The 23,563-nt window shown below is 59.9% G+C and carries 29 protein-coding genes; 15 read left to right on the forward strand and 14 right to left on the reverse strand.

Annotated features, from left to right (window positions below):
• Both aroC and MRBLRC7O_RS02020 read right to left on the reverse strand, forming a co-directional pair.
• Window positions 1-1,098, reverse strand: a complete 1,098-nt coding sequence (aroC, locus tag MRBLRC7O_RS02015; protein ID WP_003509173.1) for a chorismate synthase — start codon at window positions 1,096-1,098, stop codon at window positions 1-3.
• Complete coding sequence (locus MRBLRC7O_RS02020) at window positions 1,088-1,453, reverse strand: hypothetical protein (protein ID WP_162690741.1); 366 nt, start codon at window positions 1,451-1,453, stop codon at window positions 1,088-1,090. The genes aroC and MRBLRC7O_RS02020 overlap by 11 nt, the downstream gene beginning before the upstream one ends.
• Window positions 1,454-1,536: 83 nt before the next feature.
• Here MRBLRC7O_RS02020 and MRBLRC7O_RS02025 point away from each other — a divergent pair, with 83 nt between their 5' ends.
• A complete protein-coding gene (locus tag MRBLRC7O_RS02025; RefSeq protein ID WP_003509170.1) occupies window positions 1,537-1,797 on the forward strand; it encodes a DUF1344 domain-containing protein in 261 nt (86 codons plus the stop codon).
• Between the two features lie 206 nt (window positions 1,798-2,003).
• Here the strand turns inward: MRBLRC7O_RS02025 and MRBLRC7O_RS02030 are convergent, their stop codons facing one another.
• The 4 genes from MRBLRC7O_RS02030 to MRBLRC7O_RS02045 all read right to left on the reverse strand — a co-directional run bounded on the left by MRBLRC7O_RS02030 (window position 2,004) and on the right by MRBLRC7O_RS02045 (window position 5,351).
• Entirely contained in the window at window positions 2,004-2,597 is a 594-nt protein-coding gene (locus MRBLRC7O_RS02030) for a histidine phosphatase family protein (RefSeq protein ID WP_060722990.1), read from the reverse strand.
• Window positions 2,598-2,627: 30 nt separating this feature from the next.
• The gene (gene fabI / locus MRBLRC7O_RS02035) at window positions 2,628-3,446 is read right to left on the reverse strand and encodes an enoyl-ACP reductase FabI (RefSeq protein WP_003509163.1); all 819 of its coding nucleotides are present in this window, start codon (window positions 3,444-3,446) and stop codon (window positions 2,628-2,630) included.
• Between the two features lie 131 nt (window positions 3,447-3,577).
• Window positions 3,578-4,690, reverse strand: coding sequence for a DnaJ C-terminal domain-containing protein (locus MRBLRC7O_RS02040; protein WP_111820555.1), 1,113 nt, complete (start codon window positions 4,688-4,690; stop codon window positions 3,578-3,580).
• A gap of 211 nt (window positions 4,691-4,901) precedes the next feature.
• Window positions 4,902-5,351, reverse strand: coding sequence for an RT0821/Lpp0805 family surface protein (locus MRBLRC7O_RS02045; RefSeq protein ID WP_035213424.1), 450 nt, complete (start codon window positions 5,349-5,351; stop codon window positions 4,902-4,904).
• 56 nt (window positions 5,352-5,407) lie between these two features.
• Between MRBLRC7O_RS02045 and pdxH the strand changes: the two genes are divergently transcribed.
• Window positions 5,408-6,028, forward strand: coding sequence for a pyridoxamine 5'-phosphate oxidase (pdxH, locus tag MRBLRC7O_RS02050; RefSeq protein ID WP_003509156.1), 621 nt, complete (start codon window positions 5,408-5,410; stop codon window positions 6,026-6,028).
• 30 nt (window positions 6,029-6,058) lie between these two features.
• On the opposite strand, the gene MRBLRC7O_RS02055 is transcribed toward pdxH, so the two are convergent.
• Complete coding sequence (locus tag MRBLRC7O_RS02055; protein ID WP_003509154.1) at window positions 6,059-6,838, reverse strand: sulfite exporter TauE/SafE family protein; 780 nt, start codon at window positions 6,836-6,838, stop codon at window positions 6,059-6,061.
• Between the two features lie 154 nt (window positions 6,839-6,992).
• On the opposite strand from MRBLRC7O_RS02055, the gene MRBLRC7O_RS02060 reads away from it, so the two are divergent.
• The gene (locus tag MRBLRC7O_RS02060) at window positions 6,993-7,298 is read left to right on the forward strand and encodes a pyrophosphohydrolase domain-containing protein (RefSeq protein ID WP_060722994.1); all 306 of its coding nucleotides are present in this window, start codon (window positions 6,993-6,995) and stop codon (window positions 7,296-7,298) included.
• A 56-nt stretch (window positions 7,299-7,354) separates the two neighbouring features.
• Here the strand turns inward: MRBLRC7O_RS02060 and MRBLRC7O_RS02065 are convergent, their stop codons facing one another.
• The 5 genes from MRBLRC7O_RS02065 to MRBLRC7O_RS02085 form a co-directional block, all read right to left on the reverse strand.
• Window positions 7,355-7,732, reverse strand: coding sequence for a hypothetical protein (locus tag MRBLRC7O_RS02065; RefSeq protein WP_060722995.1), 378 nt, complete (start codon window positions 7,730-7,732; stop codon window positions 7,355-7,357).
• Between the two features lie 136 nt (window positions 7,733-7,868).
• Window positions 7,869-8,534 (reverse strand): HAD family hydrolase, encoded by a 666-nt coding sequence (locus tag MRBLRC7O_RS02070; protein ID WP_080865929.1) that lies wholly within the window; start codon window positions 8,532-8,534, stop codon window positions 7,869-7,871.
• A gap of 3 nt (window positions 8,535-8,537) precedes the next feature.
• The gene (locus MRBLRC7O_RS02075; RefSeq protein ID WP_003509150.1) at window positions 8,538-8,975 is read right to left on the reverse strand and encodes a bleomycin resistance protein; all 438 of its coding nucleotides are present in this window, start codon (window positions 8,973-8,975) and stop codon (window positions 8,538-8,540) included.
• A gap of 364 nt (window positions 8,976-9,339) precedes the next feature.
• Window positions 9,340-10,755 (reverse strand): metalloprotease TldD, encoded by a 1,416-nt coding sequence (tldD, locus tag MRBLRC7O_RS02080; protein WP_080865930.1) that lies wholly within the window; start codon window positions 10,753-10,755, stop codon window positions 9,340-9,342.
• A gap of 81 nt (window positions 10,756-10,836) precedes the next feature.
• Complete coding sequence (locus MRBLRC7O_RS02085) at window positions 10,837-11,361, reverse strand: invasion associated locus B family protein (RefSeq protein ID WP_003521101.1); 525 nt, start codon at window positions 11,359-11,361, stop codon at window positions 10,837-10,839.
• A gap of 432 nt (window positions 11,362-11,793) precedes the next feature.
• Here MRBLRC7O_RS02085 and coxB point away from each other — a divergent pair, with 432 nt between their 5' ends.
• The 12 genes from coxB (at window position 11,794) to MRBLRC7O_RS02145 (ending at window position 21,883) form a co-directional block, all read left to right on the forward strand.
• Window positions 11,794-12,657, forward strand: coding sequence for a cytochrome c oxidase subunit II (gene coxB / locus MRBLRC7O_RS02090; RefSeq protein WP_003509143.1), 864 nt, complete (start codon window positions 11,794-11,796; stop codon window positions 12,655-12,657).
• A gap of 17 nt (window positions 12,658-12,674) precedes the next feature.
• Window positions 12,675-14,375 (forward strand): cytochrome c oxidase subunit I, encoded by a 1,701-nt coding sequence (ctaD, locus tag MRBLRC7O_RS02095; RefSeq protein ID WP_003509141.1) that lies wholly within the window; start codon window positions 12,675-12,677, stop codon window positions 14,373-14,375.
• Between the two features lie 394 nt (window positions 14,376-14,769).
• Window positions 14,770-15,723, forward strand: coding sequence for a heme o synthase (gene cyoE / locus MRBLRC7O_RS02100; protein WP_003509139.1), 954 nt, complete (start codon window positions 14,770-14,772; stop codon window positions 15,721-15,723).
• A complete protein-coding gene (locus MRBLRC7O_RS02105; RefSeq protein WP_003509137.1) occupies window positions 15,723-15,854 on the forward strand; it encodes a cytochrome c oxidase system small membrane protein in 132 nt (43 codons plus the stop codon). Before cyoE ends, MRBLRC7O_RS02105 begins: the two co-directional genes overlap by 1 nt.
• Before the next feature lie 29 nt (window positions 15,855-15,883).
• The gene (locus MRBLRC7O_RS02110) at window positions 15,884-16,501 is read left to right on the forward strand and encodes a cytochrome c oxidase assembly protein (protein WP_003509133.1); all 618 of its coding nucleotides are present in this window, start codon (window positions 15,884-15,886) and stop codon (window positions 16,499-16,501) included.
• Window positions 16,502-16,562: 61 nt separating this feature from the next.
• Window positions 16,563-17,438, forward strand: coding sequence for a cytochrome c oxidase subunit 3 (locus MRBLRC7O_RS02115; protein WP_003509131.1), 876 nt, complete (start codon window positions 16,563-16,565; stop codon window positions 17,436-17,438).
• Window positions 17,439-17,680: 242 nt separating this feature from the next.
• Window positions 17,681-18,067 carry a DUF983 domain-containing protein gene (locus MRBLRC7O_RS02120; RefSeq protein ID WP_003509129.1) on the forward strand — a complete coding sequence of 129 codons (387 nt, stop codon included), beginning with the start codon at window positions 17,681-17,683 and terminating at the stop codon, window positions 18,065-18,067.
• Between the two features lie 10 nt (window positions 18,068-18,077).
• Window positions 18,078-18,812, forward strand: coding sequence for an SURF1 family protein (locus MRBLRC7O_RS02125; protein WP_080866537.1), 735 nt, complete (start codon window positions 18,078-18,080; stop codon window positions 18,810-18,812).
• Between the two features lie 75 nt (window positions 18,813-18,887).
• Window positions 18,888-19,934: a 4-hydroxy-3-methylbut-2-enyl diphosphate reductase gene (ispH, locus tag MRBLRC7O_RS02130; protein WP_003509126.1), complete on the forward strand. Its 1,047-nt coding sequence runs from the start codon at window positions 18,888-18,890 to the stop codon at window positions 19,932-19,934.
• 89 nt (window positions 19,935-20,023) lie between these two features.
• Window positions 20,024-20,992, forward strand: a complete 969-nt coding sequence (locus tag MRBLRC7O_RS02135; protein WP_060726395.1) for a homoserine kinase — start codon at window positions 20,024-20,026, stop codon at window positions 20,990-20,992.
• The gene (gene rnhA / locus MRBLRC7O_RS02140) at window positions 20,989-21,429 is read left to right on the forward strand and encodes a ribonuclease HI (RefSeq protein WP_060726089.1); all 441 of its coding nucleotides are present in this window, start codon (window positions 20,989-20,991) and stop codon (window positions 21,427-21,429) included. Before MRBLRC7O_RS02135 ends, rnhA begins: the two co-directional genes overlap by 4 nt.
• A 145-nt stretch (window positions 21,430-21,574) precedes the next feature.
• Window positions 21,575-21,883 (forward strand): Dabb family protein, encoded by a 309-nt coding sequence (locus MRBLRC7O_RS02145; RefSeq protein WP_003494265.1) that lies wholly within the window; start codon window positions 21,575-21,577, stop codon window positions 21,881-21,883.
• A gap of 228 nt (window positions 21,884-22,111) precedes the next feature.
• On the opposite strand, the gene MRBLRC7O_RS02150 is transcribed toward MRBLRC7O_RS02145, so the two are convergent.
• Window positions 22,112-22,597 carry a peroxiredoxin gene (locus MRBLRC7O_RS02150; RefSeq protein WP_003509120.1) on the reverse strand — a complete coding sequence of 162 codons (486 nt, stop codon included), beginning with the start codon at window positions 22,595-22,597 and terminating at the stop codon, window positions 22,112-22,114.
• A 99-nt stretch (window positions 22,598-22,696) separates the two neighbouring features.
• Window positions 22,697-23,545 carry a protein-disulfide reductase DsbD domain-containing protein gene (locus MRBLRC7O_RS02155; RefSeq protein ID WP_003509118.1) on the reverse strand — a complete coding sequence of 283 codons (849 nt, stop codon included), beginning with the start codon at window positions 23,543-23,545 and terminating at the stop codon, window positions 22,697-22,699.
• Window positions 23,546-23,563 lie beyond the last annotated feature (18 nt).

Raw genomic sequence — 23,563 nt, forward strand, 5'->3', positions numbered from 1 at the left:
TTACTTCAGCCGGCCGGTCTGGCCGCGGTCTCGCAGATAATGGTCGGCAACGGTGCAGGCGATCATCGCTTCGCCGATCGGCACGGCGCGGATGCCGACGCAGGGGTCATGGCGCCCCTTGGTGCGCACATCGACATTATTGCCGTCGGTATCGATGGACAGGCGCTCCGTCAGAATGGAGGAGGTGGGCTTGATGGCAAAGCGCGCGATGACAGGTTCACCGGTCGCGATGCCGCCCAGAATGCCGCCGGCGTGGTTGGAGAGGAAGATCGGCTTGCCGTCATTGCCCATGCGCATCTCATCGGCATTTTCCTCGCCGGAAAGCTCGGCGGAGGCGAAACCTTCGCCGATCTCTACACCCTTGACGGCGTTGATCGACATCAGGTTTGAGGCGATATCCTGGTCGAGCTTGGCATAAATGGGGGCGCCAATACCGGCCGGAACGCCCTCCGCCACCACTTCGACAACGGCCCCGATGGAGGAGCCGGCCTTGCGGATGCCGTCGAGATAGTCTTCCCACACCGGCACCATGGCTGCATCCGGGCAGAAGAACGGGTTCTGATCGACCTGATCCCAATCCCAGTTGTCGCGGTTGATCCTGTGCTTGCCGATCTGCACCAGCGCGCCGCGCACATTGAGGCTCGGCACCACCTTGCGGGCGATTGCGCCGGCGGCGACACGCGCCGCCGTTTCGCGGGCGGAGGAGCGTCCACCGCCGCGATAATCGCGAATGCCGTATTTCAGGTCATAGGTGAAGTCGGCATGGCCGGGACGGAAACGCTTGGCGATCTCGCCGTAATCCTTGGAACGCTGGTCGGTATTCTCGATCAGCATCGAAATCGGCGTGCCTGTTGTTATCATCGTCTCGCCGTCCTCATCCAGCATCACGCCGGAGAGAACCTTGACGATGTCATCTTCGCGCCGCTGGGTCACGAAGCGGCTCTGGCCGGGTTTGCGCTTGTCCATCCAGTGCTGCACCTCGGCAAGGGTGAAGCGGATGCCGGGCGGGCAGCCATCCACCACGCAGCCAAGTGCCGGCCCATGGCTTTCTCCCCAGGTGGTAACACGGAAAAGATGACCGAAACTGTTATGCGACATAGTTCTCAAAACCGGAAAACAGGGCGCCTGTGGACAGCGCCGTTTGAAACAAGCGGATTTGTCTTAGTGGAAAATCCGGGCAAGGCAAAAGCCTTTCTTTCGCTGGGACGGGATAAGTGCGGTGCACGCTACCGCAGGTCTCTGCCTTCATTCCTGTGACAAGCACAGGTGATGAGGGGGAGGCGGCGATTCGCGCCGGCCGGCGAGGATTTGGGAGATGACGAAAATGTAAAAGCGCCATCGTTTTCCACGCTAATCCGGAGTTTTCCAATATTGCCGGGAAATGCGGTGTAAAAATCACTAACGGCTTGAACGCGATCCCAAATCCGTTCATCAATTGGGCCGAAAATGTCATGGTTGCGGGCAATTTCCGCCACATTCGAAAGGCAATTCTTCATGCATGTAAGGTTTTCACGCAAATCCACGAAAGCTAGATCGATGCGTATGATGATTGCCGCCCTTCTGGCCGCCACCAACCTTTTGATGCCCATCAACAGCTTCGCGCAGAGCGTCGACGTGGAAGGCACGATCAGCAAGATCGATGCCAATGGGCTGAGCATTACGCTCAACGACGGCAAGACCTATCGCGTGCCGGAAGAGTTCAATTTCGAAGGCCTGAAAGCAGGCGTGAAGGTCGTGGTTTTCTACACGGAAGTGGATGGGAAACGCGTGGTCGACGATCTTCAGGTCGTTGAGTAAGGCTGCGGTTGCGGCTTTGCCTGTGACGGGGCGAACCTCTGTAAACTTGTTCGGGAAGCACCAACATTTCCGTCATGCCGGACTTGATCCGGCATCCAGCCGACGCGTGTCTGCGCGGCGGGATGAATCTTTTCAGCCCAAGGACTTGGGCTGGCTGGATTCCGGCTCAGGGCCGGAATGACGGGAGAGGGGGTGACCCATACCCCTCACGAAATCCACTCCGCACTGTTCCTGTTGATCTCGACCTTCAAAATCCGGTCCTGCGGAATCTGCGTTCGCGACGCCTCATCCTTGTCCATGCCTGATACCAGCCGGAAGATCGAGCGGATCACGCCGCCATGGCAGACGCAGATCGTTGGAACCTCAACGGAGGAAAGCCATGCGCCGATGCGCCAGGAGAGGATTTCATAACTTTCGGCATCCTGGCCGGGGGGAATGAAATCCCACTTGTTGGCCTTGCGCGCCTTCACCCGGTCCGGGAATTCTTTTTTCAGCTCCGGCAGGGTCTGGCCCTCCCAGTCGCCGAAGGAAACTTCGATCAGGCGATCGTCGGTGCGATAGGCGAGCGGATCGAGGCCCATCGCGGCGCGCATCAGTTCCATGGTTTCGCGTGTGCGCCCGAGCGGGCTTGCCACATAATCGAAGTCCGTGGCCTGTTCTCCCAGCAGATGCGCAAGGAGTTTGCCGTTACCGACCGCCTGCTGGCGGCCGAAATCGTTGAGCGGAATGTCTTTCTGGCCCTGAAGCCGGCGTATCGCATTCCAGTCCGTTTGTCCGTGCCGGATCACATAGACGAGCAAGGCGATACCCCGTTTTCAAACTTCGCAGGCTTAGTCCTTCACCACCGAAATGTCAGGCGCATCCACGGCCTTCATGCCGATGGTGTGGTAACCGGAATCGACATGGTGGATTTCTCCGGTCACGCCGGTGGAAAGGTCGGACAGCAGGTAAAGCGCCGACTTGCCGACTTCCTCGATGGAAACGGTGCGCTTCAGCGGCGCATTATATTCGTTCCACTTCAGAATATAACGGAAGTCGCCGATGCCGGAAGCCGCAAGCGTCTTGATCGGGCCGGCGGAAACGGCGTTGACGCGGATGCCGCGGTTGCCGAGGTCGACGGCGAGATAACGCACGCTGGCCTCGAGAGCAGCCTTGGCCACGCCCATCACGTTGTAATTCGGCATGACCTTCTCGGCGCCGTAATAGGTCAGCGTGATGATCGAGCCGCCGTCATTCATGATCGGTTCCGCGCGCTTGGCCACAGCCGCCAGCGAGAAGACGGAAATGTCCATGGTGCGGTTGAAGTTGTCGCGGCTGGTGTCGAGGTAACGGCCGGTCAGCTCATCCTTGTCGGAAAAGGCGATGGCGTGCACGACGAAGTCGATCTTGCCCCAGTGCTTTTCCAGCCCGGCAAAAACCGCATCGATCGTCTCGAGATCGGTCACGTCACAGTGCCCGGCCATGAAGGCGCCAAGTTCCTGCGCCAGCGGCTCGACGCGCTTCTTCAATGCGTCGCCCTGCCAGGTGAGTGCGATTTCCGCGCCTGCGTCTGCGCAAGCCTTGGCAATGCCCCAAGCGATGGAACGATTATTGGCGACACCCATGATGAGGCCGCGTTTGCCAGCCATAAGACCGGATGCCTGAGCCATTTTGTGCTCCCTAATACTTTTGATCGGTCCTGCCTATGGCATAGGCTGCAATCCTGTTCAAGATTGCCAAAGATCATCAACTGTTAGGGAGCGTAACAAAGGGTGCGTTGTCCCGGCTATTCGCAAAACTTTCACAAATAAAGGCCTTCGCGCATGTGCCGCATCAGGTCGGTCACTTTCTCATCCGGCTTTTCGAGCAGGACGATGCGCAATTCGATGACGAGATCGCCCTGTCCACCCTTGCCGTCGGCAAGGCCCTTGCCGGCGAGGCGCAGCACGCGGTCCGAACCGGACCAGGCAGGAATGGTGATGTTTTCCTCGCCGAGCGGTGTCGCGACGTTCGTTTCACAACCCAGAACCGCGTCGCTGAGCGATATCGGCAGCGTTGTGTGAATATCGAAACCACGAAGGGAAAACGCGTCCTCGCGTGCGGTCAGCAATGTCACGGCAAGATCGCCGCGGGCCATGTTGGGAAGCTTCAGCCCCTGTCCCTTCAGCCGCACCACATGCCCGTCCGTCATGCCGGCTTCGAGCTGGAAGCGAGCGTCGCGTTCGTCGGCAAGCGGCACGGTAATCCACTTGTGCTCCAGCAGATCGGCGACCGTGACGGTGGCTTCCGCGGTAATATCAGGCGCCTTTTCGGGGGCCGGCTGCGGGGTGCGGAACCGGCGCACGAGAGCATTGAAGAGATTGACGGCAAGTGAGGCGGGCGCGGTCCGGTCATCGCCAGCGCCGGGCGTGGTCTCGCCGGCCGCAGGCATATCGCCTTTTGCGGCGCTCGCGGCAGCCTTTGCCGCTTCCGCAGCCTGCTGCACCTTGGGATCGTTCTGCGCCTCGGCGCCAAAAATCCGCTCGACGATGTCTTCGGCGGTTTCCGCTTTGCCGTCGGTTTTCTGGCCGGTCTGCGCCCGGTTGCGGGCATCGGCGCGGGCCAGTTCCTCCATCAGCTTTTCGGCCGCCTTGGCGCGCTCCGCGGCCTCGCGCGCGGCTTCCCGCTGCTGCATGATGGTTTCGCCGCGCTGTTTCTTTTCGGCGGCCCTGCGGGCCTGGTCGTAGAGATCGCGCTTTTTGGGATCTTTGAGGAGATCATAGGCCTGGCCGATCTCGGCGAATCGCGCCGAGGCATCGGGATCGTCGCGATTGGCGTCCGGATGGACGGTTTTCGCCTTCGTGCGCCAGGCGGCCTTGATTTCCTCGTGGCGGGCGTCACGTTTTACGCCGAGGATCGAATATGGATCGCGCATGCGAAACACCAGTTACGTTGGCTCAGGCGCTGCCGCCCTTCATGGCGCAATCCTGAAACTAACCCCTCCGAAAAGGGCTGCCCGCGATCATTCGCCTGCACGCCCTCGGTTTAATCAACGTCGACTGTTGCAATAAGTTGCTAATCACTCCTTTACGGAGGAAGCGCGCCGCACGCAGGCCGGCTCTATTCCCTGTGGCAGGGTAAACAGATTATTTCTGTTCGAAGCGGGTCAGCAGCCATTCGCCGGTTTCCGACAGGCAGGCCTGTCCGGCATAGCTCGCAACACCCTCGAAGGAGTGACGCGTCGTTTTGAAAGCGCGGCAGACGAAACCGCTCGATTTGTCTTCGTGAATGGCGGTGACGACACCGGCGCTGCCGGTGGCCGCATTGGCCCAGGGCAGCGGCTGGTCGGCGAGCTTGGCGAGATCGGCCGAGGTTACCGCATTGCGGATCGTCGCATCGTCCGTCTGCGGCGCATTGTTCGGCTGGTTGGGAACGGAGGCCGTGGAAAGCGAGCGGTCGACCTTGTCGCCGCCGAACAGATCGAGGCTGACGCAGCCGCTCAGCACCACGAGCATTGACACGACAGCGGAAACTTCCGCTACCGACGAAAGGAGGCCCTTTGTTCGACTGTTCGACTTTGCTATGACGGTCACCATCTTTCACCAGAGATCATCTCTGGGGTCCAAATCAGCTCGGGAGCATTTTAGTCAATATGTCGGAAACGGGGTTAACATCCAGTGACTTCACGGAAGAAAATGAACCGTTCACGCTTTTTGCCGAATGGCTGAAGGACGCGACGGCTTCCGAAATCAACGATCCGAACGCGGTTGCGCTTGCCACCGTGGACGAAAATGGCCTGCCGAATGTGCGCATGGTGCTGCTGAAAGGCGTCGACGATCGCGGCTTTGTTTTCTACACGAATTTTGAAAGCCAGAAGGGACAGGAGATCCTTGGCCAGAAAAAAGCGGCCATGTGTTTCCACTGGAAAAGTCTCCGCCGACAGGTGCGCCTGCGCGGCGAGGTGGAGATCGTCAGCGACGAGGAGGCGGATGTCTATTACGCCTCGCGCCCGCGCGGCAGCCGCATCGGCGCCTGGGCTTCCAAACAGTCTCGGCCGCTGGAGGGCCGTTTCGCGCTGGAGAAGGCGGTCGCCGAATATACCGCCAGATATGCCATCGGCGAGATTCCGCGCCCGTCCCATTGGTCCGGTTTCCGCATTCGTCCGCTCAGCATCGAATTCTGGCACGACCGCAAGTTCCGCCTGCACGACCGCATCGAATTCCGTCGCGAGACGCCTGACGGTGCATGGTCCAAGGTCCGCATGTATCCGTAATCGCCTTCGGGGCAGGCCATCGCGGCCTGCCTATTTCAGCAGCGAATCAAACAGCGGCAGGCCGATGATCGCGGAAATGGCGATCAGCCCATAGCAGATGCGCCGGAACGACGCTTCGTCCGCAAGCCCGTGCAGTCGCGCGCCGGCATAAAGACCCGCGCCGTAAAAAGGCAATGCCAGCAGGAAAAACACGAAGACATCGACGGTAAACAGGCCACTGACGAAATAGCTGGCGATGGAAAACACCGTCGAAACCGCGAAATAAAGAATGACATTGGCGCGCACGAAAGCGCCTTTCAGCGCTCCGCCCAGCCAATAGGCGACGACGGGCGGACCGCCCAGTTGCGCAGCGCCCGAAAACAGCCCGGCCAGAAGCCCGGTGAAGAGGGTGAGCGGCGTTTTCGGCCGGCCGCTGTAACGCCAGCCGGACACCAGAAATAAGAGCAGCACCACGACCACGCCGGAGATGAGCCAGCGCAGGGTCAATGGATCACCCTTGGAAAGCAGCAGGGTGCCGACCGGTATGCCGACAAAGGCGCCGGCCGCCATGATGAAAACCTCGCGCCGGTCCGCCATGCGAAAGGCGGGCGGTATCATGCCGAGCGTCAGGACGCCGTCCACCACCAGCAGTACCGCCGAGGCGACGCGCGGCCCGACGATGGCGCTGGCAAGCGGGATGAAAATCAGCGCTGCGCCGAAGCCGGAAAAGCCGCGGGCGAGACCGGCGAGAAACGCCGCACCCGCAAACATCGCCAGCAGCGTCGGACTATGGGCGGTGATGAGGGATGAGAAAAAATCGAGGTGGGACATGGGCGATGGCACGGTTGTTCGAATATCTTTTTTCTATCTCGCTTGCACGCACAGGTCGCGGAAATTTCCGTTCATGGCTGCATGACGCCCTGACGGGTCGACGCCGTCAAAGAATCGTGATTAGAGTTATAGCGCATGAACAAAGGATGAACAAATGTTTGCTGACATGATGCCTCGGTTTGAAGAGGCCTCGCAAAAATATGCCGCTGAAAACGGAATATTCCGCGACCCGGACTGGTACATGCTGAAGCTTCAGGAAGAGGTTGGCGAGGTCACACAGGCCTGGAACCGGCTGACAGGACGGGGGCGCATTAAGGGCAGGAGCAAAGAGGAGATGAAGCGGGATCTGGCCGACGAAACCGCCGATCTCCTCGGCCATGTGCTGTTGCTGGCCCATTATAACGGTCTCGATATTGAAGGAGCGATCGAGCGTAAGTGGCGTTTCAGGCCAGGGGCCTGACGAACCACCGAACGGCGGCTTGATCCTTGCGGTATCGCGCCTCTAGTGGGGTGCGACTAGGAGAAGGCGATGATAAAGAACAGGATCGCAAGAGCGGCAGCCACAGGCGTCATCACCAGCCGCTCAGGGCGGCTTTTCGACATTGCGTTCAATCCAACGCTCACCGCGAGATAACAGGCGATGATCCAGATGCCGGGTTCGATCCAGCCGGATGGCAAGACGTCCACATAGCCCGTCTTTTGCAGCGGAAAGGACGCGAAAAAGGCATAAATGAGCGGCGAAGCCGCGCTGGCAATTCTTTGTCGGACAGGCAATATCCGGTGCGTGCCGCCCCAGGCAAGGCGTCCGAAAGGCGCGCCGGCTGCAAGCGCAATCTGGAATAAGGACAGAATCAGCAGGATCAGCGTCGCGAGCGACAGGGCAACAGGCGGCATGATCACCCCGGTTATGGATGCGCCGACAAAGGCGCTCGGCCAATAGCGGCGTTTGAGCCTGCATGCGCCTCATCATGACGCCAAATGGCTAAGGACATGTGACGGCTCCGCGCTTTCAGCCCGCTCTTCATCTCGCTCAGGCCCGTGCCTTTTGCAGAAGGCTTGCCACGGCGTGAAGGTCGCTCGAAACGGCTATGCACTTCTCCCGCATTTCCTCGGTCGGCGGCGCGACATCGGGCACCATGATCGTCAACATGCCCGCCGATGTGGCTGAGCGTACGCCTGAATAGGAATCCTCCAGCGCAAGGCAGCGGCCCGGGTCGAGGGAAAGCCGTCGGGCTGCGGTCAGATAGGGCATGGGCGCGGGTTTCGGTTCGCTATAGTCGCCGCGTGTGACGATGGTGTCGAAACGTCTGAGAAGATCGTAAGGGCCGAGATGGCGGGTCACCGAATCGTGCCGCGACGAGGTGGCGATGGCGCGGCGGATATCGAGTCGATCGAGAAGATCGAGAATTTCGATGACGCCGGGTTTCAGCGCCACGCCATCAGCCATCATCACACCAAGGTGCCGGAGCCAGGCGTCGCGAAAGCTGTCGATCGGAAAATCCGCGCCATAATCGGCAAAGATGGTGCCGGTAATGACATCCCACGGGCTGCCGCAGACCTTCTGGTAGGTCTCGACCTTCATGCCATGGCCGCCTTCATCCGAGGCTGCCAGAAATGAATCGCGATAAAGCCTCTCGCTCTCGATCAGCAATCCGTCCATGTCGAAAACCACGGCCTGCGGAAGAAAAGGCAACATGGCTTAACCGAACCGGAAAGGGCGTTCGCCGAGGCTCTCAAACGGGCGGATCAGGTAACCATCGGGATCGGCGACGATGAATTGCCGGTTGCCCACTTCGACCGTGCCGCGCCTGTACCATTTTTCCTCCAGCGGCATGACGAGGTCGATCGAGGATCGCTCCAGCCGGGAAAGAATGGGTTGCAGGGAGGGAACGGCGAGCTGCAGGTTCATGCCGCGGCCAAGCGGAAATTCAAGCGCGGCATTTTCAGTCACGAATGTCCGGGTCGCGCCGATCTGGTCGATCATCAGCTGGGCATCTCCCAGCGCCAGATAGGTAAAGCCCTCTTCGGGGCGCTCATAGACCACATGAAAACCGATCAGATCGCAATAAAAGGCGCGGCTTTTCTGCCAGTCGCTGACGGCAATTTCAGGAACGAGGGCATTTCGTATGATGGTCATGGTCTCCTTTGCCGCGCAGGCCCGGGATGGGAGATGGCCTGCGGCAGGGGCTGATCTTACCGTCTTCCCGGCTACACGCCAGAGGAAACGTCATCATGGCAGCCATGTGTGAGGCTGCGGGCTGAGATTGTCGCGGCAGGTTCAGCCTCTGGTGTCCCGCAATTTTCCTCCCGTCATTCCTGTGCCTGTCACAGGAATCCTTGCAGCCCAAATCCTTGGGCTGAAAGGACCCTCTCGCCGCGCGGATGCGCGTCGGCTGGATTCCGGCTCAAGGCCGGAATGACGGATGTGGGGATGCACCGCTACATCACTTTGTCTGCGCTACAGATACGCATTGGCCGTCGTTACCGGCAGGTCGTGAGATTTACGCTTTCGTACCGCCGACGGTGATCTGATCCATGCGCAGATGCGGCTGACCGACGCCGACAGGCACCCATTGACCGGCCTTGCCGCAATTGCCGATGCCGGTATCGAGTTTGGAATCATTGCCGATCATCGAGACGCGCTTCATGGCGTCCGGCCCATTGCCGATCAGCATCGCGCCCTTGAGCGGCGCGCCGATCCTGCCGTTCTCGATGAGATAGGCCTCGGTGCAGCCGAACACGAATTTGCCTGAGGTAATATCCACCTGGCCGCCGCCGAAGGAAACGGCATAGATGCCCTTCTTGACGGAGGCGATGATTTCTTCCGGCGTTTTGTCGCCTGACAGCATGTAGGTATTGGTCATGCGCGGCATCGGCACATAGGCATAACCCTGCCGGCGGCCGTTGCCGGTGGGCGTCGCGCCCATCAGCCGGGCGTTCTGCCGGTCCTGCATGTAGCCGACCAGCCTGCCGTTCTCGATCAGCACATTATATCCCGATGGCGTGCCTTCGTCGTCGATCGTCAACGAGCCGCGGCGGCTGTCGATGGTGCCGTCATCCACCACGGTCACGCCGGGCGCGGCGACCATTTCTCCCATCAGGCCGGCAAAGGCCGAGGTCTTCTTGCGGTTGAAGTCGCCTTCGAGGCCATGGCCCACCGCCTCGTGCAGCATCACGCCCGGCCAGCCGGAGCCAAGCACCACATCCATGGTGCCGGCCGGCGCATCGATGGCGGTGAGATTGACGAGCGCCTGACGCAGTGCCTCATCCGCGCCGCGCTGCCAGTTTTCCGTGGTGATGAAATCGCCAAAGCCGACGCGGCCGCCAATGCCGTAGGAGCCGCTTTCCTGCCGGTCGCCTTCACCCGCAACGACGGAGATGTTGATGCGCGTCATCGGCCTGATATCGCTGACGCGATGACCATCGGCGCGCAGGATGTCCACCACCTGCCAGCTCGCGGAAATGGTCGCCGTCACCTGCCGGACATTCGGGTCCTTGTCGCGCAGATAAGCGTCGATATCGGTGAGAAGTTTCACCTTCTCCTCGAAACTCGGGCTGCCGATCGGGTTCTCGTCGCCATAGAGCTTCTTGTTGGTGCGCTGCGGTGCTGCGGCGTAGGAGCCGGAATACCCTCTGGTAACCGCACCCACCGCATCCGAAGCGCGTTTCAGTGCGCTTTGCGAAAGCTCGCCCGCATGGGCATAGCCCACCGTTTCACCGGCAACGGCGCGCAGGCCAAAACCCTGATCGGTGTTGAAGGAGCCGCCCTTCAGCCGGCCATTGTCGAAGGTCAGCGATTCGGCCTGGGCATGTTCGATGAAGAGTTCGCCATCGTCAGCGCCGGCGAGCGCCTCGCCGACGAGCTTGCGCAATTGCGTTTCGTCGCAATCGAAGAGTTTTACAAGATCGTCGGTCATGGGAGGCTCCAGTCATTATCGTTCATGACCGATTTAGGCACTGGAGCCGGCGGACGCAAGGCTGTCCCGTAGTGGCAGGCGTCAGGGAAGCGCGTCGTAGCCCTCGGCAAAGCCGGAAAGCTCGATCGGAATACCCACGCGATCCTGATCAACGGCTTCGCGCAGCGCAAAAACCGCATTCTTGCCGGCGCGCAGAACCTTCAAGAGCTCGTCGTCAATATCCACTTCCACGTAGCAGCCTTCGGAGAAGCAGCGGGTGAAATAGGCGCGGCCGATATTATTATTGTCAATATAGAGCTCCATGCCGTCCTTCAAAAGCACGCCAAGCGGCGCGAGGATGCGCAGGATTCGCGACTTGCGGTCGGCGGTTTTCAGCACCACCACCGAAAGGCCGACTTCCGGGCGGTCATCGGCAATCACGTTCTGCATGAGGGCGCATTGTTCTTCGGATGCACCCGCCGGCTTGTCGCAGATGACAGACCATGCGCCATGCGTCGACTTCGGCGTGCCGGGCGGCTGCTGTTGCGCCAGCGCTGCGGCAGCGGGGGCGATGATGGCAAGACCGGCGGCGGCAAGAAAAGTGCGCGCGAGCGGGGAAAGACGCATGGATACCTCTGGGATTCGAATCAGTGCGGCTATTTTGACGCCATAATCCGGAAAAAAAAGCCTCAGGGCTTCAATTCCAGCGGAGTTGGGCGGAAATAGGACCTGACCGCCTGTATGGGCGTCTGATTTGCCCGGCACGTCATTCGTTATCCGGCGGTGGAACCGACTGGAAGTCGGGGCTTTGTCGCATTTGGGCTGTTCGAAATCGCGTTCGGCGGGGCAGCTCAGACACAGGGTGCGGGAAAGTCGCCCGTGGATTGACCAATGGCAAAATTGGGGCATATCCGTGTCCCGACGCATATTGCGGCAGAGGACAAACTGTGGTTTGAAGTTAGTACCATTAGCATGGATTCTGCGTCTGTGATTGATCTAGATCAGACGCGTGAGGGAGAGGGTACCGTGAGGAATAGGATTTACGCAGCACTGGCGGGGATGACCTGTCTGCTCACGGCTGTCGGCGCCCACGCCGATCAGCCGGTGCATTGGCAAATGGGCATGCAGGAGGCCGCCACGCCGATCATGCACGAAATACGCTGGTTTGAACAATATACACTGTGGTTCATTGTTCCGGTTACGCTTTTCGTTCTTGCGCTGCTCATCATCGTTGCCTTGAAATTCCGCGCCGCGAAAAATCCGGTGGCTTCCAAGACCAGCCATAACACGGCGATCGAGGTTGTCTGGACGCTGGCGCCGGTTCTCATTCTCCTGTTCCTCGCTTTCCCCTCGTTCAATCTTCTGAACGCGCAGCTGACGCAGCCGGAAAACCCGGACCTGACGCTGAAGGCGACCGCCACGCAATGGCTGTGGAGCTATGAATATGCCGCCGCCGAGGGCGCCGAGCCGCTCTCCTTCGACAGCTATCTGCTGAAAGAGCAGGATCGCGCTGCTGCGGGCAAGGAGGACAAGGCCCGCTATCCGCGTCTTCTTGCGGTAGACAATGAAATGGTCGTTCCTGTCGGCAAGACCGTTCGCCTTCTGGTGACGGCGGCTCCGACGGATGTCATCCACGCCTTCGCCATGCCCGCTTTCGGCGTCAAGATCGACGCCGTTCCGGGCCGCCTCAACGAAACATGGTTCAAGCCGGAGAAGGAAGGCCTCTATTATGGCCAATGTTCCGAGCTTTGCGGCAAGGACCACGCCTTCATGCCGATCGCCATTCGGGTGGTTTCCGAACAGCAGTACAACGCCTGGCACGCCGCCGCCGCTTCAGACCTGAACGGCGCGAACCGGGCGCTGATGGCCTCCGTCGACGGCGCTCCGCGCACCGTTGACGTTGCCGCCAACGAAGCCAACTGAGACCTGGAGTGACGACAATGGCTGGACCTTCCGCACACGACGATCATCACTCGCATGGTCAATCCGCACATGACGATCATTCGCATGATGCGCATCATTCCCATACGCCGGGCTTTTTCGCCCGCTGGTTCCTGTCCACCAACCATAAGGACATCGGCACGCTCTACCTGATCTTCGCCATCATGGCGGGCATCATCGGCGGCGGTCTGTCGGTCGTCATGCGCATGGAGCTGCAGGAGCCTGGCATTCAGATCTTCCACGGTCTGGCTTCCATGGTTTACGGCTTCGAGGGCGACGCCGCCATCGACGGCGGCAAGCACATGTTCAACGTGTTTACGACAGCGCACGCGCTCATCATGATCTTCTTCATGGTCATGCCGGCGATGATCGGCGGCTTTGCCAACTGGATGATCCCGATCATGATCGGCGCTCCTGACATGGCTTTCCCGCGCCTCAACAATATTTCCTTCTGGCTGATCGTTCCCGCCTTCATCCTGCTGCTCCTGTCGCTCTTCGTCGAAGGCCCGGCGGGCGCTTATGGTGTCGGCGGCGGCTGGACCATGTATCCGCCGCTATCGACCAGTGGCATGCCCGGACCGGCGGTGGATCTTGCGATCTTCTCGCTGCACGTTGCCGGCGCATCCTCGATCCTCGGCGCGATCAACTTCATCACCACCATCCTGAACATGCGCGCTCCGGGCATGACGCTGCACAAGATGCCGCTGTTTGCCTGGTCGGTTCTGGTCACCGCATTCCTGCTGCTGCTTTCCCTGCCGGTTCTGGCGGGTGGCATCACCATGCTTCTGACGGACCGCAATTTCGGCACGGCATTCTTCTCGCCGGAAGGCGGCGGTGATCCGATCCTCTACCAGCACCTGTTCTGGTTCTTCGGCCATCCGGAAGTGTATATCCTGATCCTGCCCGGCTTCGGCATCATCAGCCACATCGTGTCCACCTTCTCCAAGAAGCCGGTCTTCGGTTATCTCGGCATGGCCTATGCCATGGTGGCCATCGGCGCAGTCGGCTTCATCGTCTGGGCCCACCACATGTATACGGTCGGCCTGTCGCTCGAAGCGCAACGTTATTTCGTCTTCGCCACCATGGTCATCGCGGTGCCGACGGGTATCAAGATCTTCTCGTGGATCGCGACCATGTGGGGCGGTTCGCTGACCTTCTCGACCCCGATGGTCTGGGCGATCGGCTTCATCTTCCTGTTCACCGTTGGTGGCGTCACCGGCGTGCAGCTCGCCAATGCCGGTCTCGACCGTTCGCTGCACGACACCTATTACGTCGTCGCCCACTTCCACTACGTGCTGTCGCTCGGTGCGGTCTTCGCGATCTTCGCCGGCTGGTATTACTGGTTCCCGAAGATCACCGGCTACATGTACAGCGAGTTCATCGGCAAGCTGCATTTCTGGGTCATGTTCGTCGGCGTGAACCTGATCTTCTTCCCGCAGCACTTCCTTGGTCTCGCCGGCATGCCGCGCCGCTATATCGATTATCCCGATGCCTATGCCGGCTGGAACCTGGTGTCTTCTTACGGTTCCTATATCTCGGCCGTTGCCGTGGGTATCTTCCTCTTCGGCGTCTGGGAAGCCTTCGCCAAGAAGCGGATCGCCGGCAACAATCCCTGGGGTGAGGGTGCGACCACGCTCGAATGGCAGCTGTCTTCGCCGCCGCCTTACCACCAGTGGGAACAGCTGCCGCGCATTCGCTGATGCGCGGCCCCGGAAGGCGCGGGCAGGACTCGCAAATTCCGGACGCTCAAAAACAAGGGACGGTACGGCCTTGGTCAGCGCCGTTTCCTTGAGGCGGGAATGCCCGTTGCCGCGTGACATTTTGTCCAAGCGAAGCATATCGTCCGACATGATACATGCCCCGGACGTGATAAATGCCAAGTCTGGCCTTTATGAATGAGCAGCGCAGACGAATGGCGGGATGGGCGCGGTCACAGGGCCGGGCAAATGGTATCGGTTCTTCCGGATGCCGCCCATGCCGGAACGTTCAGACCAATGAATTGACGCATCGCGCATGCCGGAAATCACATTCGTTTTTCGGGCCGGTGCAGGGGATGTCGCGACAGGCGGCGCCTGAAGGAAAACAGGACAGGAAATGAGCATTATCGACAATCGCGACATGCTGGGCGTGAAGGGCTCCGAACTTTCGGAAGCCGGCGCGCGCGATTATTTCGAGTTGCTGAAGCCGCGCGTCATGTCGCTCGTCGTCTTCACGGCCTTTGCGGGCCTCGTGCTGGCGCCGGGCGAAATAAACCCGGTGCTCGGCATCATCGCCATTCTCTGCATCGCTGTCGGCGCCGGCGCGTCCGGCGCGCTCAACATGTGGTATGATGCCGATATCGACGCCGTGATGAGCCGCACCGCAAAGCGGCCGATCCCGTCGGGCCGTATCGCGCCGCGCGAGGCCTTGGCCTTCGGTTTGACGCTGTCGGCCTTTTCGGTGGTCATTCTCGGTCTTGCGGTCAACTGGTTCTCGGCCGGACTGCTTGCCTTCACCATCTTCTTTTACGCTGTCGTCTATACGATGTGGCTGAAGCGCTCGACGCCGCAGAACATCGTCATCGGCGGTGCCGCCGGCGCTTTCCCGCCCATGCTCGGCTGGGCCTGCGTCACCGGCGGCGTTTCGCTTGATAGCATCATCCTGTTCCTCATCATCTTCCTGTGGACACCGGCGCATTTCTGGGCTCTGGCGCTCTTCAAGATGCGCGATTACGGCGCCGTCGGCATTCCGATGATGCCGAATGTGGCGGGCGAACGCTCTACCAAGAACCAGATGATCGTTTATGCGGTGCTGACCGCGGCTGCGGCTGTTGCGCCTTATTTCACGGGTCTGGCGAGCGCCGGTTACGGCATTTTCGCAGCCGTGCTGAGCGCAATCTTCGTCTACTGTTCGTTCGATGTCCGGCGCATGCCTGAGGGCGACGAGAAAATGCTGCCGGCCAAGAAGATGTTCGCCTATTCGGTGCTTTATCTCTTCGCCATCTTCTCCGGCCTTCTGGCCGATCATTTCGCGCCGGCCCTCAAGGCCGTCATGTCGGGAGTCCTGTGATGGAAACGGTGGAACTGAGCGCGGCTCAGAAAAAATCGAGACGCGGGCGCAACATTGCGCTCGGCGTTTTGCTCGCCGGCCTGGTGGTGCTGTTCTACGTCATCACCATCATCAAGATCGGCTCGCACTGACGGGCTGATTGAGGGGAGAGGAGGAGGAGATGGCAAATATGGAAACGCAGACGGCAGCGACCGGCAGGCAGAAGGTGAGCAATCGCTCCATTCTCGTGCTCTGTCTGGTGTTTTTCTGCGCCATGATCGGCATGGCCTATGCCGCCGTACCGCTCTACACCCTGTTCTGCCGCGTCACCGGCTATAACGGCACGACCCAGCGCGTCGAGCAATATTCCGACGTCATTCTCGACAAGACCATCAACGTCACCTTCGACGCGAATACGTCGAACGGCCTCAACTGGGATTTCCAGCCGGTCGACAGGAAGGTCACGCCGAAGATCGGCGAAACGGTGCAGGTGACTTTCAAGGCGACGAACCGTTCACCCGTGGCAACCACGGGCACGGCGGTCTTCAACGTCACGCCGATGGAAGCAGGGGCCTATTTCAACAAGGTGGAATGTTTCTGCTTCACCGAAACGACGCTGCAGCCGGGTGAAACGCTGGAAATGCCGGTGGTATTTTTTGTCGATCCTGACATCGCCACGGCGCGCGAGACCAAGAGCATTCATACTTTAACGCTGTCCTACACGTTTTATCCGGCCAAAACCGAAAAACCGGTTGCGTCCTTGCCGGTAAAGAATGAGTCTGGCGAAAGCAAATTGTGAGAGGAGATCTGGCCTTTTGCTTAAGGCCGGATCAGGGAAGAGATACCAGGGGATTGTCGCAATGGCAGATACGCATCAGAAGAACCACGATTACCACATCATCGATCCAAGCCCCTGGCCGCTTCTGGCCTCAATCGGCGCCTTCATCCTGACATTTGGCGGCGTCTGCTACATGCGTTACCTGTCGGGCGGCTCCTTCAAGCTGTTCGGTGCGGAACTCGCCAATCCCTGGCTGTTCTATATCGGTCTCGTTATCGTGCTCTACACCATGTATGCGTGGTGGGCGGATACGATCAAGGAAGCCAATGAGGGCAGCCACACCCGCGTCGTTTCGCTGCACCTGCGTTACGGCATGATCATGTTCATCGCCTCAGAAGTGATGTTCTTCGTCGCGTGGTTCTGGGCCTATTTCGATGCCAGCCTCTTCCCGCACGAGGCCATTCAGGCGTCCCGCCTCGAATATACCGGCGGGCAATGGCCGCCAAAGGGCATCGAGGTCATCGATCCCTGGCATCTGCCGCTCTACAACACCGTCATCCTGCTTCTGTCGGGCACCTGCGTCACCTGGGCCCACCATTCCCTGCTGCACAATGACCGCAAGGGCCTGATCACCGGTCTGGTGCTCACCGTCGCGCTCGGCATCCTGTTCTCCACCGTGCAGGTTTACGAATACATGCACGCGCCGTTCGACTTCAAGAATTCGATCTATGGCGCGACCTTCTTTATGGCCACCGGATTCCACGGTTTCCACGTCTTCGTCGGCACGGTCTTCCTGCTTGTCTGCCTGTTCCGCGCCATTGCCGGCGGTTTCACGCCCAAGCAGCATTTCGGTTTCGAAGCCGCCGCCTGGTACTGGCATTTCGTTGACGTCGTCTGGCTGTTCCTGTTCTTCGCCATCTATATCTGGGGTGGCTGGGGCGCGCCGGTGCACGGCTGATCGCACCGATAATGGAGGGGCGGCAAATCGCCGCCCTGATGTCCAGGGCGAGCTTCCCGCACGCCCGGCGCCATTCTCGGGTTCGAGCCGAGAGTCCAGATCGGTGGTGTGCAAATCCTCGGGTCACGCCCGGGGATGACGGAGGAGGGAGCCTCCGTCGACACTTCACGGGCAGCGGTTGCTGCCCTCGTGCCTGAACCCCTCTCCAGCAGGGCGGTTTGCAGGCGGAAGCGGGAGGTCATATGTCAGAACCCGGAAACGGCAATTTTGCGCCGGTCGATCCCATCAAGGTCGGGCTTAAAGGCTGCTGCCCGCGTTGCGGCAACGGCAGGCTGTTCGATGGTTTTCTGACCATAAAGCCCGCCTGCAGCGCCTGCGGGCTGGATTACGGTTTTGCCGATGCGGGTGATGGCCCGGCCGTCTTTGTCATGCTGATCGTCGGTTTTCTGGTCGTCGGGCTGGCGCTCTGGGTCGATCAGCGTTTTGCGCCGCCCGTCTGGGTGCATGTCATGCTGTGGTTGCCGTTTACGGTAATTGTCTCCCTGGTGCTGCTGCGCAAGCTGAAGGGGATCATGATTGCGCTGCAATACAAGAACAATGCAAGCGAAGGCAGGCTTGATCGTGAATGACGTTTCCCACATGAAGGCCGCAGAAAGGCGCGTCTGGTTCGCCGCGCCGCTGGTGCTGCTGGCGCTTGCCATCCTTCTCGGGCTTGGCACCTGGCAGGTGAAGCGGCTCTACTGGAAAGAGGCGTTGATGGCCGATATCGAGGAGCGGCGCAGTGCAAATCCGGTGACGCTTGCCGATATCGAGGCGATCGCAAAAAGCGGCGGCGATATCGAATATCGCAGGGTCAGCCTTTCCGGCACCTTCGATCATGCCCATGAGCGGCATTTCTTCGCCACCCATCAGGGCCGGACCGGTTATTACATCTATACGCCGCTGACGCTTGCGGACGGCCGCATTCTCTTCGTCAATCGCGGCTTCGTGCCTTTCGAGATGAAAGAGCCCGCCAAACGGCCCGACGGGCAGGTAACCGGCGAAGTGACAATAACGGGGCTGGCGCGCGCGCCGCTCGTGGCAAAGCCATCATCGCTGCTGCCTGACAATGATATCGCCAAGAATATCTTCTACTGGAAAGATCTGGCGGCCATGGCTTCCAGCGCCGAAATTCCGTCCGAGCGGTTGGTCAATCTCTTCGTGGATGCCGATGCCACGCCCAATCCGGGTGGCTGGCCTGAAGGCGGCGTGACGCTGATAGATTTGCCCAACAATCACCTGCAATATGCGATAACGTGGTATGGCTTGGCGGCGGCCCTTGTCATCGTCGCCGGTTTTGCCTATTTCCGGAACGGTAAGGCGCAGGGTGAATAAAGCGCGCCGCGTCCGGTAGGGCAGTTTATCGGGCAAGACCACGGTGCTGGCCAAGGAGCTGGCCAAGGAGCTGGAATGAACATCGCCGTTTCCAAACCCCCTTTGACGATAAGGCTGTGCGGACCGCGCGGCTTTTGCGCGGGCGTGGACCGGGCGATCCAGATCGTCGTGCTGGCGCTGAAAGCCTATGGCGCGCCGGTCTATGTCCGTCACGAAATCGTGCATAACCGCTATGTGGTGGAGGGGCTGGAAGCCAAGGGTGCGGTCTTCGTCGAGGAGCTGCACGAAATCCCCACCGAGCATCGTGAGCAGCCGGTGGTTTTCTCCGCCCATGGCGTGCCGAAATCAGTGCCGGAGGATGCGCAGGCTCGTAACCTGTTTTATCTCGATGCCACTTGCCCGCTGGTCTCCAAGGTCCACAAGCAGGCCATGCGCCACCAGCGGCTTGGCCGTCATGTGGTGCTGATCGGCCATGCCGGCCACCCCGAGGTCATCGGCACCATGGGCCAGCTTCCCGAAGGCACTGTCTCGCTGATCGAGACGGTGGAGGATGCCGGCCGTTATGAACCGCTGGACCGTGAAAATCTCGGCTTCGTTACCCAGACGACATTGTCGGTTGATGACACCGCAGGCGTTATCGCCAGGCTGCAGGAACGTTTCCCGGCCATTCAGGCGCCCGCCGCCGACAGCATCTGTTACGCAACCACCAACCGTCAGGATGCGGTGAAGCAGGCAGCCCCCGGCTGTGACCTGTTCATCGTTGTCGGTGCGCCCAATTCCTCCAATTCCAAGCGGCTGGTGGAAGTGGCGCTGCGCGCCGGCGCCAAGCGCTCCGTGCTGGTGCAGCGGGCCTCGGAAATCGACTGGGATGAAATCGGCGATATCAGCACCGTCGGCCTCTCGGCCGGTGCTTCCGCACCTGAGGTTATCGTTGACGAGATCATCGAGGCCTTCAAGGCGCGCTTCGACACCACGCTCGATCTTGCCGTAACGGTTGAGGAAACGGAACATTTCCTCGTCAATCGCGAGCTGCGCAGCATCGAGCTGACGACGGATGATATGGCCTTCGTCAACGGCAATGCCAGCAATGCGCTGCCGCCGAAAACCGCCGCCGGCATTTAAAGCTGGATGATGCTGACTGTGGGCGGTTTCCGTCTCACAGGCGTCATCCATCGAGATTTCCACTCCGTCCTTCATCAAGAGATTTGAAATTGGCAGTTTATACTGATATCACCGAAGATGATCTGAGGAATTTCCTCACGCAGTACGACGTCGGCAGCCTCACCTCTTACAAGGGCATTGCCGAGGGCGTCGAAAACTCCAATTTCCTGCTGCATACCACCAAGGACCCGCTGATCCTGACGCTTTATGAAAAGCGCGTGGAGAAAAACGATCTGCCCTTCTTCCTCGGCCTCATGCAGCATCTGGCAGCCAAGGGCCTGTCCTGCCCCTTGCCGCTGCCGCGCAAGGATGGCGAATTGCTGGGAGAATTGTCGGGCCGGCCGGCGGCGCTGATTTCCTTCCTCGAAGGCATGTGGCTGAGAAAGCCGGAGGCTAAACATTGCCGGGAAGTCGGCAAGGCACTCGCCGCCATGCATCTGGCCGGTGAAGGCTTCGAGATCAAGCGGCCGAATGCGCTCTCCGTCGAAGGCTGGAAGGTGCTTTGGGACAAGTCCGAAGCGCGCGCTGATGAGGTGGAGAAGGGCCTGAAAGACGAGATTCGCCCTGAGATCGATTATCTCGCCGCCCATTGGCCGAAAGATCTGCCGGCCGGCGTCATCCATGCCGATCTGTTTCAGGACAATGTGTTTTTCCTCGGCGACGAACTTTCCGGCCTGATCGACTTTTATTTCGCCTGCAATGACCTGCTCGCTTATGACGTGTCGATCTGCCTCAATGCCTGGTGCTTCGAGAAGGATGGCGCTTACAACGTCACCAAGGGCAAGGCGCTGCTGGAAGGCTACCAGTCGGTGCGTCCGCTGAGCGAAGCGGAGCTGGAAGCGCTGCCGCTTCTGGCGCGCGGTTCGGCGCTGCGTTTCTTCCTGACGCGACTTTACGACTGGCTGACGACGCCCGAGGGTGCACTGGTGGTGAAGAAGGATCCGCTGGAATATCTGCGCAAGCTGCGGTTCCACCGCTCCATCGCCAATGTCGCCGAATATGGGTTGGCTGGCGAATGAAACATGTCGATATTTTCACCGATGGCGCCTGCTCCGGCAATCCCGGTCCGGGCGGATGGGGTGCCGTGCTGCGCTATGGCGAGGTGGAGAAGGAACTCTCCGGCGGCGAGGCCGAGACCACCAATAACCGCATGGAATTGATGGGGGCGATTTCGGCGCTCAATGCGCTGAAGAGCCCCTGCGAGGTCGATCTTTATACCGACAGCGCCTATGTCAAGGACGGCATCACCAAGTGGATTTTCGGCTGGAAAAAGAAGGGCTGGAAGACGGCCGATAACAAGCCAGTCAAGAATGTCGAGCTGTGGCAGGCGCTGGAAGCGGCACAGCAACGCCACAAGGTCACCCTGCATTGGGTCAAGGGCCATGCCGGTCATCCTGAAAACGAGCGCGCCGACGAACTGGCGCGAAAGGGCATGGAGCCCTTCAAACGGCGGTAATGGAAGCCTGCTCTATCTTGGGTCGGCGAAAATAGAGCCGACTTGATCTCGGGCCCCATTATCCGGGGTTGTGAAAACCGAAACCCGACCTATCTTGTCGTCAAGGGGGTGCTCCAGTGGCGCCCAACGGAGGAGAGAAATCCGGATGATCCTGCATTGTGTATTTTTACGCTTCAAGGCCGCAACGGCGTCTTCTGAAAAACAGGCAATATTCGAGGCGATCGCTGCCCTGAAGGATGTCATCCCCGGCATCATTGATGTGAAATACGGCCAGAATGTCTCGCCTGAGGGGCTGAATGGCGGTTTTGTCGATGGTTTCATCGTGACGCTGGAAAGCCCTGAAGCCCGCGACGACTATCTCGCCCATCCGCAGCACATGGAAGTGGGGGAGCGTCTCGTGTCGCTCACCGATGGCGGTCTCGCCGGGCTTCTGGTATTCGATATGAATGTTTGAGAGGGCGGCGGAGCCGCCCTTTATCCTTCAATGCGAATGCCTGTCGTGAGATCGTATCACTAAGTGTGCCGTCACCCCCGGACTTGATCCGGGGTCCAGTGCGATCAAGTCCTTGATCGCGAAAGACTTTTCTCACGGCGCAGACGCGCCGTGGCTGGATGCCGGATCAAGTCCGGCATGACGGAAAGTTGGAGCCTTTACATTTACAAGGAGAGACCAAGCTCGCCCTCAAAGCTGCTCGATCATCGCCGCAGCGGCAGAGACCGTTGCCTGACCGGGGTTCTCTTCCACGTTGAGCGACTTCACCACGCCGTCTTCCACCAGCATCGAATAACGCTTGGAGCGCACGCCAAGGCCGCCGCCGGACAGATCGGCATCGAGGCCGAGCGCCTTGGTGAAGGACGCATCCCAGTCGGCGAGGAAATGAATCTTGCCCTGACCGCCTGACGATTGCGCCCATGCGCCCATGACGTGCCAGTCATTGACGGCGACGACGGCGATATCGTCCACGCCCTTGGAAAGAATGGCGTCACGGTTTTCGAGATAACCCGGCAGGTGGTTCAGCGAGCAGGTGGGGGTGAAAGCGCCGGGAACGGCAAAGAGAACCACCTTCTTGCCGCCGAAAAGCGCGTCCGTGGTGGTTTCCACCGGGCCGTCGGCCGTCTTTTCCTTGAAGGTTGCGGAAGGCAGTTTTTCGCCGATCTTGATGGTCATATCCGTGCTCCTGTAGCCGTTCGGTTCGCGCGACTATAGAGCACGGAAATGAAAGCTGTCATGCGGTTTTCGAGATAATTTCCCCCGCAGAAGCACCGCTTACGGCTTCGGGAAATTCAGCATGGTCTCCATGGCCCGGTCGCCTGACTTGACCAGAATGGGCCAGCTGTTGCCCTGCACCTGATAGGTTTTCGGCAGGCCCTTGATGTTCATGTAAAAGGAGAGCTTGCGCTTGTCGCGCACCAGGTTCTGCGGCTCGTAATAGGCAAAACCGGAGGGACCCGCGATGAATATTTCGGTCTCCTTGGGTGCGTTTTCCGGAAGCTGCAGCTGCACGCCGAGCATGGTCTTGTCGGGCGTGATGTGGAAATCGATCACCTTGAAATCGTCGGAGGCCGCCTCGGGCAGCGTTTCGCGCGCCTCTTCGAGAAGACGGCGTTCCTCGCTGTCATCATCACCCGCATTGCCGCGGTCGATGGAAAACTTCGCTTCGAAGGGAATGCAGATATTCTGGCACACGCCGATAAAGGCGGTGAGGTCTATCTTCCCGCTTGCTGCCGGGTCGGCGGCTTTCAGCTGAAACGGAAGGCTGACGGCGTGGTCATAGCCGATATCGGTGATGTCGCCGTTTTCGATCAGCTTCGGAACCGGATAGGCCATGGTGGTAAGTGCCACGCCGCTTGCCGGATCGGGCGTTATCTGCGGCGGTATGCCTGCTTCGCCCGGTTCGCGCCAATAGGTGATCCAGCCGTCCTTCGGCTCGATCTGCAGCACGCCGCGCACCACGCCGTCCGCGTCCATGGCAAGGCTTGCCACGCGCATCAGGCCGCCCTCGCTTCTGGCCCAGTCGGTAATTTCGGCCTGGGCGGCTTGCATGCCGCCGAGGAGGGCGGCAAATGCGGCCGCGAGACGAAGATGTGAAAATCGAAAGAATATCCTGACGCTCATGCTTCCCGTCTAACCCAA

This window comes from Agrobacterium radiobacter (assembly GCF_040801995.1).
GTDB lineage: Bacteria > Pseudomonadota > Alphaproteobacteria > Rhizobiales > Rhizobiaceae > Agrobacterium > Agrobacterium radiobacter.